We start from the raw sequence: 13,471 nt of genomic DNA on the forward strand, positions 1-13,471 counted from the left end.
CCGTGAGCCTGTTCGAGCTGCGCCTGCTGTGCCCCGAGGAGCGTGTCGAGCCGCTGAGCGAGGCGCTGGACGCGCTCGATGCGCTGAGTGTGTCGGTGGAGGATGCCGACGCGCTCACCGAACACGAGCGGCCGCTGTTCGGCGAGCCCGGCATGCCCGCGCCGCAGCCGGGCTGGCAGCGCAGCCGCATCAGTGCCCTGTTTTCCACCCGCGCTGCGGCCGATGAGGCCGCGCGCCTGTTGCCGCTGCAGGACTTTTTTACCGGCTGCAGCGTGGCGGGCGTCAACGCCTTGCCCGATCAGGATTGGGTGCGCCTGACGCAGTCCCAATTCAGCCCGGTCGAGATCACGCCGGATTTCTGGATCGTGCCGAGCTGGCACGAACCGCCAAGGGAAGCCCGCACCAGCATCCGCCTGGATCCGGGCCTGGCGTTCGGCACCGGCACGCATCCCACCACCCGCATGTGCCTGCGCTGGGTCGCGCGCCGCGCGCAGGGGGCGGCGCTGGGCCGGGTGCTCGACTATGGCTGCGGTTCGGGCATCCTGGCGATAGGCGCCGCCAAGTTCGGTGCCACGGATATCGATGCCGTGGATATCGACACGGCCGCCGTGGAGGCAACGTTGGCCAATGCCGATGCCAATGCCGTGGCACTCAGGGCAGGGCTGCCGGACCAGGCGCAGGGCCTGTACCAGACGGTGCTGGCCAACATCCTCGCCACACCGCTGAAGGTGCTGGCGCCGCTGCTGTGCGCGCATGTGGCGGCGGATGGCTGGCTGGTGCTTGCCGGGATACTGGAGCGCCAGGCGCAGGAGCTGCGCGAGGCCTATGCGCCGTGGCTCGCACTGGACGTGGCCGACAGCGAGGATGGCTGGATTCTGATGACCGCCAGGCGCTGAGCGCGGGCGGGAATGGCGCTCCCTACAATCGCAAGCCGATGAGCCAGGTCACGCGCTGCCCCCATTGCCAGACATCGTTCAAGGTTGTCGCCGACCAGTTGCGCGTCGCCGATGGCTGGGTGCGCTGCGGGCAATGCAAGCAGGTTTTCGATGCGCTCGAAAACATGCTGGAGGCTGACGACTCCGCCAGACCGGCGCCATTGCTGTCCTTGCCCGACGAACTGGCACTGCCCCCGGCCGCCGATGAGGCCGGCGAGCGCGCGCCGGAGCCGCAGGCTGTTCCCGAGCCACCGGGCGGACTGCCGCCGCCCCTGCCCCTGCCTGTACCCCCCATGGCGCCGCAAGAGCCGCCAATGCCGCCAGCGCCGGCGGAGTTGCCCGCGTGGAAACTGCATCTGCACGATCTGGTGGGCGCCCCCGCGCGGCCGCAGCGGCCAGACCCTGACTTCCAGCTCGATGTACCCCCGCCGCAACCCTTTGGGCCGCGTGTGGAGCCGGTGCTGGAACCCGTTCCGGCAATGCCCGAGCCTGTTGTGCCGGAGCCGGATGTCGAACCCCGATGGGACGACGCGGTTGCATCCTTGCCCGAGGCAGAGGTGGCGACCGAGACGGCGCCCGGTGCGGAACCGGCCATGGAGGAGCGCGTCCCTGAGCCCGCCCTGGAAGTCGAAGAGGCATTGGACGGCACGGCGCAGCACGAGCCTGCACCAGGGCCTGACGCTGCGCCGCAGGAAGAAGCCGGCCATCCCGATTTTGATTTTGTCCGCGCCGCGCGCCGTGGAGCCTTCTGGCGCAGGCCGCTGGTGCGCGCCGTGCTGGCTATCCTGCTCCTCGCGCTTGCTGCCGTGCTTGCCCTGCAGGTGGCGGTGCAACAGCGCGACCGGCTGGCCGGGGCCTATCCGCCGCTGCAGCCCTGGCTGCAGCGCCTGTGCGAACCCTTGCAGTGCACGGTGGGTATGCCGCGGCAGATTGCCGACGTGGCGATCGATGCGTCTTCCTTCGCACGCCTGCGCGATGACGAACCGGTGTACGCGCTGCGGCTGACGGTGAAGAGCAGCGCCGCCGTCGCGCTGGCCATGCCGGCACTGGAGCTGACGCTGATCGATGCGCGCGAGCAGCCCGTAGTGCGGCGCGTGTTGACGGCCACCGAGCTGGGCGCCCCCGACCGGCTTGCGCCGCGGGGCCGCTGGAGCGGCGCGGTGCAGCTGCGCCTGCAGGAGGGCGCTTCACGCGTCACCGGCTATCGGCTGCTGGCTTTCTATCCCTGAATTTTTGAACTGGAGCGGCCATGGCGGCACTGATTTGCGGATCGCTGGCGTTTGACACCATCATGACCTTCGAGGGGCGGTTTGCCGAGCAGATACTGCCTGAACAGCTGCACATCCTGAACGTGTCGTTTCTCGTGCCCACGCTGCGCCGCGACTTCGGCGGCTGCGCCGGCAACATCGCCTACGCACTCAAGCTGCTGGGGGGCGATCCGCGGCCCATGGTCATGCTGGGCAGCGATGGCGCGGATTACCTGCAGCGCTTGCGCACGCTGGACATTTCGACGGACACCGTCGTGCTGCTCGATGGCGTGTACACCGCGCAGGCCATGATCATGACCGACCGCGACAACAACCAGATCACGGCGTTTCACCCCGGCGCGATGATGCAGGCCCACGGCAACCGGATCGCGCGCAACGCCGAGTGGGCGATAGGCATCGTCGCGCCCGATGGGCGCGAAGCCATGATCGAGCATGCGGCGCAGATGGTGCAGGCTGGCATCCCGTTCGTGTTCGATCCGGGCCAGGGGCTGCCGATGTTTGATGGCGAAGAGCTCAGGCGCTTCATCGCCCAGGCCAGCTGGGTGGCGGTGAATGACTATGAAGGCCGCATGCTGTGCGAACGCACGGGCTGGAGCAAAGAGGCGATCTCACGGCAAGTCAAGGGCCTGGTGGTGACGCTGGGTGCGCAGGGCTGCGAGGTGTGGGAAAAGGGCGTATGCACGCTGGTGCCGCCTGTCGCGCCGAGCGCGGTGCTGGACCCTACGGGCTGCGGCGATGCCTGGCGTGGTGCCCTGCTGTTCGGGCTGGAGCGCGGATGGCCGCTGCTGCGCTGCGCTGCGCTGGGTAATCGCCTGGGCGCGGTCAAGGTCGCCCACCGCGGACCGCAGAACTACAGGCTGGATTTCACCGTGCAATAGACAACGGCCCCTGCCGCCCGAGGACTGCAGGAGCCGCCAGGACGCACGCCGCTGTCAGGGCTTGTTCTGCGTCGGAAATGGCCAGGCCGCCTGTGGGTTCAGCGCGGTCTTCGCAGGCGCTGTTTTCTTGGCAGGAGCAACCGCCTTCTTGGCAGGAGCCGCGGCCTTCTTCACGGCTGCCTTTTTGGCGGGCACGGCTTTCTTGGCCGGAGCTGCCTTCTTGGCGGGTGCCGCGGCCTTCTTCACGGCTGCCTTTTTGGCGGGAGCGGCCTTCTTGGCAGGAACTGCCTTTTTGGCCGGGGCCGCTTTCTTGGCGGGTGCCGCGGCCTTCTTCACGACTGCCTTTTTGGCGGGCACGGCTTTCTTGGCCGGAGCCGCTTTTTTCGCCGGTGCAGCCTTCTTGGCCGGCACGGCGGCCTTCTTCACTGCCGCCTTCTTGGCAGGGGCGGCTTTCTTCGCTGGTGCCGCTTTCTTTGCGGCGGGCTTCTTCGCAGTTGCCATCATGTTCTCCTTGAGTCGATTAGCAAAGAGCACTGCCTGCTTGCATGGCGCATGCAGCGATTCGTGTCGGCGTGGCAGCATGCCCGCCGACATGAATGGGGGAGCGTCCCCCAACCCAGGGCCTCTGGCCTGTGGTCGGTGTGCGGGACGTTGGAAATTTCATCGGTGGTGAGGTGCGGACAGCCGCTGCAAATGCGGTGACGGATCAGGCCGGGGTCAGTGGCATGGCGTTGAAAGAAGACGCCGGTGCGCGCCATTGCATGGCCGGATGCGGAGTGTCTTGGGCTTGATGAAGTATGGCAAATCCTGCTGCGGATTATGAGAGCAGTGCTTCGAAATGAAAAGCACACAAGCCTTGTAAAACAGGGATTTGTTGCTTCAATGCAGCGGTCTGCGCGCGAATGCGAGGCGCCTGAGGAACTGCGGCGCGCATGCGGGGGCCATTCCGCATCGCCGTCACGTGTGATGCTGGATGGTTGGCGCAATCATGATGCCCGTGCCTGCAAAGTGGCGCGCGAGCCGGTGCCAGTCGAAGGCGCTACCGGGATCGTGCTTGCGATGCGGTGCGATGTGCTCATGGCCGGCAATGTGGCGGATGGGCAGGCGCCGCGCCAGCGCGTCGCACAGGCGCAGCAGCGTGGCGTATTGCGCCGCTTCGAAGTGGTCGTCCTCCAGGCCTTCAAGCTCGATGCCGACCGAGTCGTCGTTGCAGCCGTCTCGGCCACGGTAGTGCGATACGCCCGCGTGCCAGGCACGCTCGTGCACGCTGACGAATTGCCATGCGCGCCCGCTTCGCTCGATGAAGAAATGGCTGGACACCTGCAGTCCGCGGATCTGCTGGTAGTAGGGGTGTGCGTCCCAGCCGAGTCGATTGAGAAACAAGTCCTGCACCGCGCCGCCGCCGTATTCGCCGGGCGGCAGGCTGATCGAGTGCACCACGATCAGATCGACGCAGGCATGCGCCGGGCGCGTATTGCAGTTGGGCGAAGGGCAATGACGCGCCCATCGCAGCCAGCCGCCGCGCCAGGGGCTCACGTCATGTCGTGGAGGCATCGGGCTCGGTGCGCGCCAGTTTCAGGCGCTCCAGGCGATGGCGCAACTGTCGCGCGCTCAGGCCCAGGTGCGCCGCTGCCGTGGCCAGATCATCGTCCGCTTCGCCGAGCGTGCGTAACAGGATCTCGCGTTCGCGGGCGTCCAGCCAGGCTTGCAGCGTGTGCGGGCGGGGAGGCGTCGCGGGCTGCTCCTGCGGGACAGCGTGCTGCGGGGCGGTGGCGGGAGCTGGTGCGCCTGCGCGGGGAGGGCCGCCGAAGGGCGGAATCTGCAGCGCACCGGCGTCGCTCAGCGCCATGGCCCGGTGCAGCAGGTTTTCCAGCTCGCGTACGTTGCCCGGCAGCGGGTACTGCGCAATGCGCTGCAGCGCCGCTTCGTCCAGCGCGGGTGCAGGCATGCCGGATTCGGCGGCGATGCGGGTGAGCAGCGCCGCGCACAGCGCCGGCAGGTCCTCGCGGCGTTCGCGCAGCGGCGCGATGGCGAGCTCGATGACGTTGAGCCGGTAGTACAGGTCCTGGCGGAAGCTCCCCTGCTGCACGTCCGCGGCCAGGTCGCGGTGGGTGGCGCTGACGATGCGTACGTCCACGGCCTCTTCCTGCGTCGAGCCGAGCGGGCGCACCGTGCGCTCCTGGATGGCGCGCAACAGGCGCGGTTGCATCGATAGCGGCAGTTCGCCGATTTCATCAAGGAACAAGGTGCCGCTGCGTGCTGCCTGGAAAAAGCCTTCGCGGTCTTGCGTGGCGCCGGTGTAGGAACCCTTGCGGGCACCGAAAAACTCGGATTCGAGCAGCGCCTCGGGAATGGCGCCGCAGTTCACCGCGACGAAGGGGCCGCTGCTGCGCTGGCTGCTGGCGTGCAGGGCGCGCGCGACGAGTTCCTTGCCCGTTCCCGATTCGCCGCGCACGAGCACCGGCGCCATGCTGCGGGCCACCTTGACGATGTCGGTCTTGAGCCGTCGCATGGCGTCGGACGCCCCGATGATCTGCGCCAGCGCGGCGGTTTCCGTGGGGGCGTCCTGCATGTCCTGCCGCTTGCGCGCGGCAATGGGCAGCGGCGCGGCGGCGCCTTGCACGGCCGAGGCCACGACGCTGCGAAACTGCTTGAGATCCACCGGCTTGGTCAGGTAATCGAAGGCCCCGGCACGCAGCGCCTCGACGGCGTTTTCCGCCGAGCCATAGGCGGTCATGACGATGCAGCGCTCGCCGCGCTGCTGCTCGCGCAGCTCGTGCAGCAGCTGCATGCCCAGCCCGTCGGGCAGGCGCATGTCGGTGATCATCACGTCGAAGCGCTGGCGCGCCAGCAGGCTGCGGGCCTGTGCGAGGTCGCCGGCAGTCTCCACCCGATAGCCCGCGCGCAGCAGCGTCAGCTCGCACAGGGTGCGCAGGTCCGGTTCGTCGTCGACGACCAGGATGCGGGCGGAGGCAGGGCTGTTCATGGCTAGACGACGATTGTGTCAAACAGCGCGGCCGAGCCGGCCGGCCGGCTTGCCGCGCGGAAGGTGATGGTGAAGGCGTTGCCTTCGGTGCTGCCGCGGGCCAGGGCCAGGGGCTTGCGTGCATAGTGCAGCCGCGCGCCGTGGCGCTGGCAGAGTTCGCGGCTGATGTACAGGCCCAGACCGCTGGAGCGGCTTTCGGAAGAGAAGAATGGCTCGAACAGATGCTGCTCGACCGATTTTTCCAGCGGTGCCCCGTCGCTCCAGACCTGCACGAAGGCGGGGGCGTCGCCACCGCCCTGGGTGAGGACCTGCAAGGCATCGGACGCGCCGCTGACGTGGCGCTGGGCGTTGTCCAGCAGGTTCACCAGCACGCGCCGCAGGTGTTCGGCATCGAACGGAACCTGCGTACCCGGTGCCTGCAGCGCGACGCAGGTTGCCTGCCTGGGGTGCGAAACCTGCCACTCCTGCACGATGCGCTGCACGGTGCTGTCGAGCGCGAGCGCGGTGGAGCCCGCGTGCCCCATCTGGTGCTGCACGCGGGCGATGTCCAGCACGTCTTCGGTGATGCGTTTGAGTCGCTCGGCGTTCTGGCGCACCATGTGCGCCAGGCGCTGCTGCCCGGCGTCGGTCAGCTCTTCCTGCAAGAGTTGGTTGGCTTGCAGTATGGCCGCCAGCGGGTTGCGGATTTCATGCGCGACGGCCGCCGACATGCGGCCCATGGCTGCCATTTTTTCGGTGCGCAGCTGCGCTTCCATCGCCCGCAGGTCCTGCAGAAACACCACGCACAGGATGTCGAATGCATCGTCTGCCGCGCGATGGCGGGTCGTCGTCAGCCAGGTGCGGGTGCGCAGGCCCATGGGGCTCTGGCCTTCGTGCAGGATGGTGATGTCCGCCGCCTGTGCCTGCGCCTCGGCGAAGGTCTGGTGCACCAGCTGAACCAGGGGCTGCCAGCGGGCCTCGGGCACGAGCGCGAACGGCGTGCCGCCCTGCGTTGACTGTCCCAGAAGGGCCTGGGCCACCGGGTTGGCCAGCCGTACCTGGCTGCGCCGGTCCAGCACCAGGACGCCGTCGTTGGCATGCTCCATCACCATGTGGCTGATGGCCTCTTGCGTGCGTGCGGCCATGCGGCTTTGTTCGGCATGCTGCTGCTCGCGCAGCAGGCGGGCGGATAGCTGGTGCGCCAGCCAGGCCACGATGAAGTAGGCGGTGCCCGTGAGGGCGGCGCCCAGGTAGGGGCCGGTTGCGTCGGTGCCGCCGCGCACGCCGGCCCACCACGCCAGCGCCAGCAGGGCGATCGTCGCCGCGGCCGCGGTGCCCAGAGCGGTGGTGCGCGTCCCCAGCACGCCAGCCATCAGCACCGAGAATCCGTACAGCGGCGCGTAGTTCATCGGGTCTTGCGACTGCAGTTGCAGAAACTGCAGTCCGGTCCAGGTGACGAGGTCGATCCCGATGGACGACAACCAGCGCACGCTAGCGTGCTGCGGCGCGGGCGCGGTTGGGCGCAGCCAGCGCTGCGCCACCGTTGCCGCGAGGTAGGCGCCGCTGGCGCCGAGCAGCGCGCCGGTGACCGGCTGGCCCAGCGCCAGACCGGTGAGCTGCAGCGCCAGCAGGGCCAGGGCGACCAGCACGCGGGCGGAAAGGAAACCGCTCCACAGCCTGGTGAAGGCCTGGCCTTCGGCGGGCGTGGCGGCGCTGGGCGTCAAGCCGGGCCCTGTTCGCGGTGCGCGGCGCAGCAGTAATAGCGGGTACCCGCCGGCAGCGCATCGGTTTGCGGCAGGTGCACGCCGCAATGCGCGCAGGCCACCATGGCTTGCGGCGCCGCCACCGCAGGCGGTTTGCGCCGGGGCGGCGCAGGCGGTTTGCGCTGGCTGCGCACGAGGGCGTAGACCACGGCGGCAATGGCGACGATCAGCAGGTATTTGCTCACGTGGCACGCCCCAGAATGATTTCAAGCACGAAGCGCGAACCGACATAGGCCAGCAGCAGCAGCGCCGCGCCGACATAGAGCACGCGCACCGCCTTGCGGCCGCGCCAGCCAAAACGAGAACGCCCTATCAGCAGCACCGCAATCGTTGCCCAGGCGAGCACGGAGAACACCGTCTTGTGGTCCCATTTGGGCGCGTGGCCGTAGAGCTGCTCGCCAAACAGCCAGCCTTCGGCGAGCGTGGCCGTGAGCAGGATGAAGCCGGCGGTGATGAAGCGGAACGTCAGGCGCTCCAGCGCCAGCAGCGGCATGCGCCCCTGCATTTCGGCCGCCTGGCGGATGCGCTGTTCGGCACGCACCATCAGCCAGGCGTGCACGACCGCGGCGGCGAACAGGCCATAGCTGGCGATGCCGAAGGTGAGGTGCAGCGCCAGCCAGGGCGAGGAGCGCTCTTCCAGCGGCAGGCCTGGGAACGCCGCCGCTGCCAGCACGACCAGCGCGGCAAGCACCGCCATGACGATGACGGCGCCGCGCGACTGCATCTGCGGCAGCAGCTGGTGTTCCACGGCGTAGGTGGCCAGCACCAGCCACAGCGTCATCGAGAGCGCCGGAGCAAAACCGAAATGCGGGCTGGCGCCCAGCAGGCCTGCCGCGAGTGCCAGGGCGTGCAGCAGCCAGCCGGGCGTCATGGCCAGGCGTTGCGCGTGACCCGATGCGTGTCGCCCCATGAAGACCGGCACCATGTAGGCAAGCGCCGCAGCGCCTGCCAGCAGCCATCCCGGCGATGATGCGGTCGGTAAAATCATGATCCCATCAGTTTAGCCTCTGGGTGGTTGTTCCAGAGCGCTGTCAACCGGGGCGTTTCGGCCCCGCAGGAGCATCTACCCCCCATGGCATCCGCATTGACCGACAAGCTCTCGCGCCTGGTAAAGCAGATGCGCGGCCAGGCGCGCATCACCGAAGCCAACGTGCAGGACATGCTGCGCGAGGTGCGCATGGCGCTGCTGGAGGCCGACGTGGCCCTGCCCGTGGTGCGCGACTTCATCGCCCGCGTGAAAGACAAGGCGCTGGGCCAGGAGGTGCTGGGCAGCCTCAAGCCCGGCCAGGCGCTGGTGGGCATAGTCAACAAGGAACTGGCCGCCACCATGGGCGAGGGCGTGGCCGACATCAACCTGGCGGCCCAGCCACCGGCGGTGATCCTGATGGCCGGCCTGCAGGGCGCGGGCAAGACGACGACCACCGCAAAACTTGCCAAGCACCTGATCGAGAAGCGCAAGAAGAAGGTGCTCACCGTCTCGGGCGACGTGTACCGCCCGGCGGCCATAGAGCAGCTCAAGACCGTGACCGCGCAGGCGGGCGCCGAGTGGTTCCCCTCCAGAGCCGAGCAGAAGCCGCGCGAGATCGCACTGGCGGCGCTGGATTACGCCCGCAAGCACTTCTTTGACGTGCTGCTCGTGGATACCGCCGGGCGCCTGGCGATCGACGAGGTGCTGATGCAGGAAATCAAGGAGCTGCATGCGGTGCTGACCCCGGTGGAGACGCTGTTCGTCGTCGATGCCATGCAAGGCCAGGACGCGGTCAACACCGCCAAGGCGTTCAAAGAGGCGCTGCCGCTTACCGGCATCGTGCTCACCAAACTGGATGGCGATTCGCGTGGCGGCGCGGCGCTGTCGGTGCGCGCGATCACCGGCGCTCCCATCAAATTTGCGGGCGTCTCTGAAAAAATCGACGGCCTGGAGGTATTCGATGCCGAGCGCCACGCCGGGCGCATCCTGGGCATGGGCGACATCGTCGCGCTCGTGGAGCAGGTGGCGCAGGGCGTGGACATGGAGGCGGCGCAGAAGCTCGCCGCCAAGGTCAAGAGCGGCGATGGCTTTGACCTGAACGATTTCCTGGGCCAGCTGCAGCAGATGAAGCAGATGGGTGGGCTTTCCAGCCTGATGGACAAGCTGCCGTCGCAGCTCACCGCCAAGGCGGGCGAGATGGACATGGACAAGGCCGAGCGCGACATCCGCCGCAAGGAAGGCATCATCTGCAGCATGACGCTGCAGGAGCGGCGCAAGCCCGACATCATCAAGGCCACGCGCAAGAAGCGCATCGCCGCGGGCGCCGGGGTGCAGGTGTTTGAGGTCAACCGGCTGCTCAACGAGTTTGACCAGATGCGCACCATGATGAAAAAGATGAAGGGCGGCGGCCTGATGAAGATGATGAAGAAGCTCGGCGGCATGAAGGGAATGAAGGGCATGCCGGGCATGCCTTTCTAAGCGTTTCATACGCTTAGCGCATGCTGGATAAGCGTGAGAAGCTATCAATTAAGGAGACCGCCATGGCAGCTCACTTCACGCTGGATGGCGCACTCAAGGGTTGGCCGCTGACGGCACCCGCTTGCGCCGCCACCGAGATCGGCGCGCGGCGCTGGAACGTGCTGGCGGGTGATCTGCCACTGCCGCTGGCGGTGTTGAAGCGCTCTGCGCTGGAGCACAACCTGGCCTGGATGCAGCGCTACGTCGCCGAGCGCGGCGTGTGGCTGGCGCCGCACGGCAAGACCACGATGTCGCCGGAACTGTGCGCGATGCAGCTGGCCAGCGGCGCCTGGGGCCTGACCTTTGCCAATGTCTGGCAGGCGCGGGTGGGCATTGCGGCCGGTGCGCAGCGCATCCTGATCGCCAATGAGGTGCTGCAGGATGCGGATCTGGATGCGCTCGATGCCTTGCTTGCCCAGCATGCCGGTCTGCGGGTCTGGTTCCTCGTCGATTCGCTGCGCCAGCTTGCGCTGATCGAAGACTGGGCGCAGCGCCGAGGCGGTTCACGGGTGTTGAATGTGCTGCTGGAACTGGGCATTCCCGGCCAGCGCACCGGCTGCCGCACGCAGGAAGAAGCATTGCTGCTGGCGCGGGCCATTGCGGCCAGTGCTGCCGCGCGCCTGTGCGGCATTGAATGCTATGAGGGGCTGGTAGCCACCTGCGACAGCGCGCACGACGCACGGGCCGTGACCGATCTGGTGCAGCGTGCACTGGCCCTGGCCAAGGCGGTGGATGCTGAAAACCTCTGGGTAGATGGTGAAACCGAGATCCTGCTGTCCGCAGGTGGCTCGGCTGTGTTCGATCTGGTGCTGCCGCTGCTGCAATGCCAGCAGCTCTCACGCCCGGTGCAGGGCGTGCTGCGCTCGGGCTGCTATCTCACGCACGACCACGGCAACTACCAGCGCTTCGTGCGCCTGGTAGCCGAGCGCGAAGGGCTGCCGGAGAGCCTGCAGCCCGCGCTCACCGTCTGGGCGCTGGTGCAGTCGGTGCCCGAGGCGGGCCTGGCGCTGCTCAATGCCGGGCGGCGCGATCTGTCGTTCGATATCGACCTGCCCAAGCCGGTCGGTTGGGCAATGCGCACCAGCCGCGAAGTGCAGGCACCGCCGCAGGATTGGAAAATCACCGCGCTCAACGACCAGCACGCCTATCTGCGCTTCGACCCTGCCGGGCCAGCGCCCGCCGTGGGTGACCGCGTGGAGCTGGGCATTTCGCACCCCTGCACCACGTTTGACAAGTGGCGCTGGATGGCGGTGGTGGAGGACGATGGCGCCGTCTCTGGCGCGATCCATACCTGTTTTTAGAGAACCGTCACTTCCTCGCACACCTCGCCGCGCAGCGTGTAGTGGCGCGCTTCGGTGATGCGTACTTCGATCATGCGACCGATCAGCGACGGATCGCCCGCAAAGTTCACCACGCGGTTGCATTCGGTGCGGCCCATCAGTTCGCTCGCGTCGCGCTTGCTCGGGCCTTCGACCAGGATGCGCTGCACGGTGCCCACGCGCTGCGCGCTGATGGCGTGCATCTGGCGGTCGATCAGCGCCTGCACTTCCAGCAGGCGCCGCTGCTTGACTTCCTGCGGCGTCTCGTCGCGCAGGCTGGCGGCGGGCGTGCCGGGGCGGGGGCTGAAGATGAAGCTGAAGGAGTTGTCGAAGTTCACTTCCGCGATCAGCTCCAGCAGCTTCTGGTGGTCTTCTTCCGTTTCGCGCGGAAAGCCAATGATGAAATCGCTGCCGATGGCCATCCCGGGGCGCATGGCGCGTAGCTGGGCAATCGTCTTCTTGTACTGCGCGGCGGTGTAGCCGCGCTTCATGTAGCTCAGGATCTTGTCGCTGCCATGCTGCACCGGCAGGTGCACATGGCTGACCAGCTTGGGAATGCGCGCGTAGGCCTCGATCAGGCTGGGCGTGAAATCGTTGGGGTGGCTGGTGGTGTAGCGGATGCGCTCTATGCCGGGGATCTCAGCCACATATTCGAGCAGCAGCGCGAAGTCGGCGATCTCCTTGGTGTTGCCCATCCGGCCGCGGTAGGCGTTGACGTTCTGGCCCAGCAGCGTGACTTCCTTCACGCCCTGGTCGGCCAGTTGGGCGATTTCCACCAGCACGCCCTCGAACGGCCGGCTCATTTCCTCGCCGCGCGTGTAGGGCACCACGCAGTAGCTGCAGTATTTGGAGCAGCCTTCCATGATGGAGACAAACGCGGTGCAACCCTCGGTGCGCGCAGGCGGCAGGTGGTCGAATTTCTCGATTTCCGGAAAGCTCACGTCCACCTGCGCGCGGCCTTGCCGGATGCGGGCGTCGAGCATCTGCGGCAGGCGGTGCAGGGTCTGCGGGCCGAACACGACATCGACATAGGGCGCGCGCTTGATGATCTCTTCGCCCTCCTGGCTGGCGACGCAGCCGGCCACGCCGATCAGCACGCCTTTTTCCTTGAGGTGCTTGACGCGCCCGAGGTCGGAGAACACTTTTTCCTGTGCCTTCTCGCGCACCGAGCAGGTGTTGAACAGCACCAGATCGGCCTCGTCGGGGTTGTCGGTGGCCTCGTAGCCCTTGGCGTCGGCGAGCACGTCGAGCATCTTGCCTGAGTCGTACTCGTTCATCTGGCAGCCAAAGGTTTTGATGAAGACTTTCTTGCTCATGGGGATCTCTTGGCAAAAGGGAAAAGGCGGCCGCGGCGGGCCGCTGCGCCAAACGCGGCCGGTTCAGCGCTGCTGGCGCGATTCGGGGAGTTCGGACTCGAACTTGAAGTTGCGCACCACCATGCCGGGCGCGGCGCGCGGCCTGGCGGCCTCGGCCTCGGTGATCAGCCAGACGGTCTGCAGCATGCCTGTCGAGGTTTCGAGCACATAGTGCACGGTATAGGTGTTGCCGCGCAGGGTGACGGGCATCACCAGGCGGTTTCTGGCGTCAAGGACGCGCAGGCCCGGCGCGCTGCGCACCGCGTTGTCGTTGAGCAGCACCTTGTTGCCGGACACGAAAGTGACCGAGCCACGCAGCGCGCTGGCCGGGAAGTTGCGCGCCGCCGCACCCGTGGTGGCAAGCGGCTGCTGCTGGCTGCTGGCCGGCAGGCCTGCAAGAAGCAGGCCCAGGGCGGCGATGGCGGTGATGAGGGGGCGACAGCGGGTCATGGTGTTCATCCAGAGGCTGGGTGGGGCGATTTTAGGCGACGCTGAATAAATCC

13 protein-coding genes are annotated in these 13,471 nt (G+C 67.5%); 5 read left to right on the forward strand and 8 right to left on the reverse strand.

Annotated features, from left to right (window positions below; all coding sequences use genetic code 11):
• The first annotated feature begins 8 nt into the window (after nt 1-8).
• From prmA to K320_RS0112295, 3 genes are read left to right on the forward strand one after another with little or no spacing between them, the layout of a single operon-like run.
• Nucleotides 9-896 carry a 50S ribosomal protein L11 methyltransferase gene (gene prmA, locus K320_RS0112285; RefSeq protein ID WP_024539138.1) on the forward strand — a complete coding sequence of 296 codons (888 nt, stop codon included), beginning with the start codon at nt 9-11 and terminating at the stop codon, nt 894-896.
• Between the two features lie 38 nt (nt 897-934).
• Entirely contained in the window at nt 935-2,164 is a 1,230-nt protein-coding gene (locus tag K320_RS0112290) for a DUF3426 domain-containing protein (protein ID WP_024539139.1), read from the forward strand.
• A 20-nt stretch (nt 2,165-2,184) separates the two neighbouring features.
• Nucleotides 2,185-3,081, forward strand: a complete 897-nt coding sequence (locus K320_RS0112295) for a carbohydrate kinase family protein (protein WP_024539140.1) — start codon at nt 2,185-2,187, stop codon at nt 3,079-3,081.
• Nucleotides 3,082-3,135: 54 nt separating this feature from the next.
• Here the strand turns inward: K320_RS0112295 and K320_RS0112300 are convergent, their stop codons facing one another.
• The 6 genes from K320_RS0112300 to K320_RS0112325 form a co-directional block, all read right to left on the reverse strand.
• Nucleotides 3,136-3,663, reverse strand: coding sequence for a histone (locus tag K320_RS0112300; protein WP_407059765.1), 528 nt, complete (start codon nt 3,661-3,663; stop codon nt 3,136-3,138).
• A gap of 375 nt (nt 3,664-4,038) precedes the next feature.
• Nucleotides 4,039-4,635 (reverse strand): 1,6-anhydro-N-acetylmuramyl-L-alanine amidase AmpD, encoded by a 597-nt coding sequence (ampD, locus tag K320_RS0112305; RefSeq protein ID WP_024539142.1) that lies wholly within the window; start codon nt 4,633-4,635, stop codon nt 4,039-4,041.
• The gene (locus K320_RS0112310; protein WP_024539143.1) at nt 4,619-6,067 is read right to left on the reverse strand and encodes a sigma-54-dependent transcriptional regulator; all 1,449 of its coding nucleotides are present in this window, start codon (nt 6,065-6,067) and stop codon (nt 4,619-4,621) included. Before K320_RS0112310 ends, ampD begins: the two co-directional genes overlap by 17 nt.
• Nucleotides 6,068-6,069: 2 nt before the next feature.
• Nucleotides 6,070-7,770 carry a histidine kinase dimerization/phospho-acceptor domain-containing protein gene (locus K320_RS0112315; protein WP_024539144.1) on the reverse strand — a complete coding sequence of 567 codons (1,701 nt, stop codon included), beginning with the start codon at nt 7,768-7,770 and terminating at the stop codon, nt 6,070-6,072.
• Nucleotides 7,767-7,994 (reverse strand): PP0621 family protein, encoded by a 228-nt coding sequence (locus tag K320_RS19535; protein WP_024539145.1) that lies wholly within the window; start codon nt 7,992-7,994, stop codon nt 7,767-7,769. Before K320_RS19535 ends, K320_RS0112315 begins: the two co-directional genes overlap by 4 nt.
• Nucleotides 7,991-8,797: a cytochrome C assembly family protein gene (locus tag K320_RS0112325; RefSeq protein ID WP_024539146.1), complete on the reverse strand. Its 807-nt coding sequence runs from the start codon at nt 8,795-8,797 to the stop codon at nt 7,991-7,993. Before K320_RS0112325 ends, K320_RS19535 begins: the two co-directional genes overlap by 4 nt.
• Nucleotides 8,798-8,881: 84 nt before the next feature.
• Between K320_RS0112325 and ffh the strand changes: the two genes are divergently transcribed.
• Both ffh and K320_RS0112335 read left to right on the forward strand, forming a co-directional pair.
• The gene (gene ffh, locus K320_RS0112330; RefSeq protein ID WP_024539147.1) at nt 8,882-10,255 is read left to right on the forward strand and encodes a signal recognition particle protein; all 1,374 of its coding nucleotides are present in this window, start codon (nt 8,882-8,884) and stop codon (nt 10,253-10,255) included.
• A 62-nt stretch (nt 10,256-10,317) separates the two neighbouring features.
• The gene (locus K320_RS0112335; protein ID WP_024539148.1) at nt 10,318-11,595 is read left to right on the forward strand and encodes an alanine racemase; all 1,278 of its coding nucleotides are present in this window, start codon (nt 10,318-10,320) and stop codon (nt 11,593-11,595) included.
• Here K320_RS0112335 and miaB read toward each other — a convergent pair.
• Both miaB and K320_RS0112345 read right to left on the reverse strand, forming a co-directional pair.
• On the reverse strand, nt 11,592-12,929 hold the full coding sequence (gene miaB, locus K320_RS0112340) for a tRNA (N6-isopentenyl adenosine(37)-C2)-methylthiotransferase MiaB (protein WP_024539149.1): 1,338 nt from the start codon (nt 12,927-12,929) through the stop codon (nt 11,592-11,594). The two genes, K320_RS0112335 and miaB, sit on opposite strands and share 4 nt — an antisense overlap.
• A gap of 63 nt (nt 12,930-12,992) precedes the next feature.
• Nucleotides 12,993-13,418: a hypothetical protein gene (locus K320_RS0112345; protein WP_024539150.1), complete on the reverse strand. Its 426-nt coding sequence runs from the start codon at nt 13,416-13,418 to the stop codon at nt 12,993-12,995.
• Between the last annotated feature and the right edge of the window lie 53 nt (nt 13,419-13,471).

Source organism: Comamonas badia DSM 17552 (genome assembly GCF_000484635.1).
Taxonomy (GTDB): Bacteria; Pseudomonadota; Gammaproteobacteria; order Burkholderiales; family Burkholderiaceae_C; genus Comamonas_C; species Comamonas_C badia.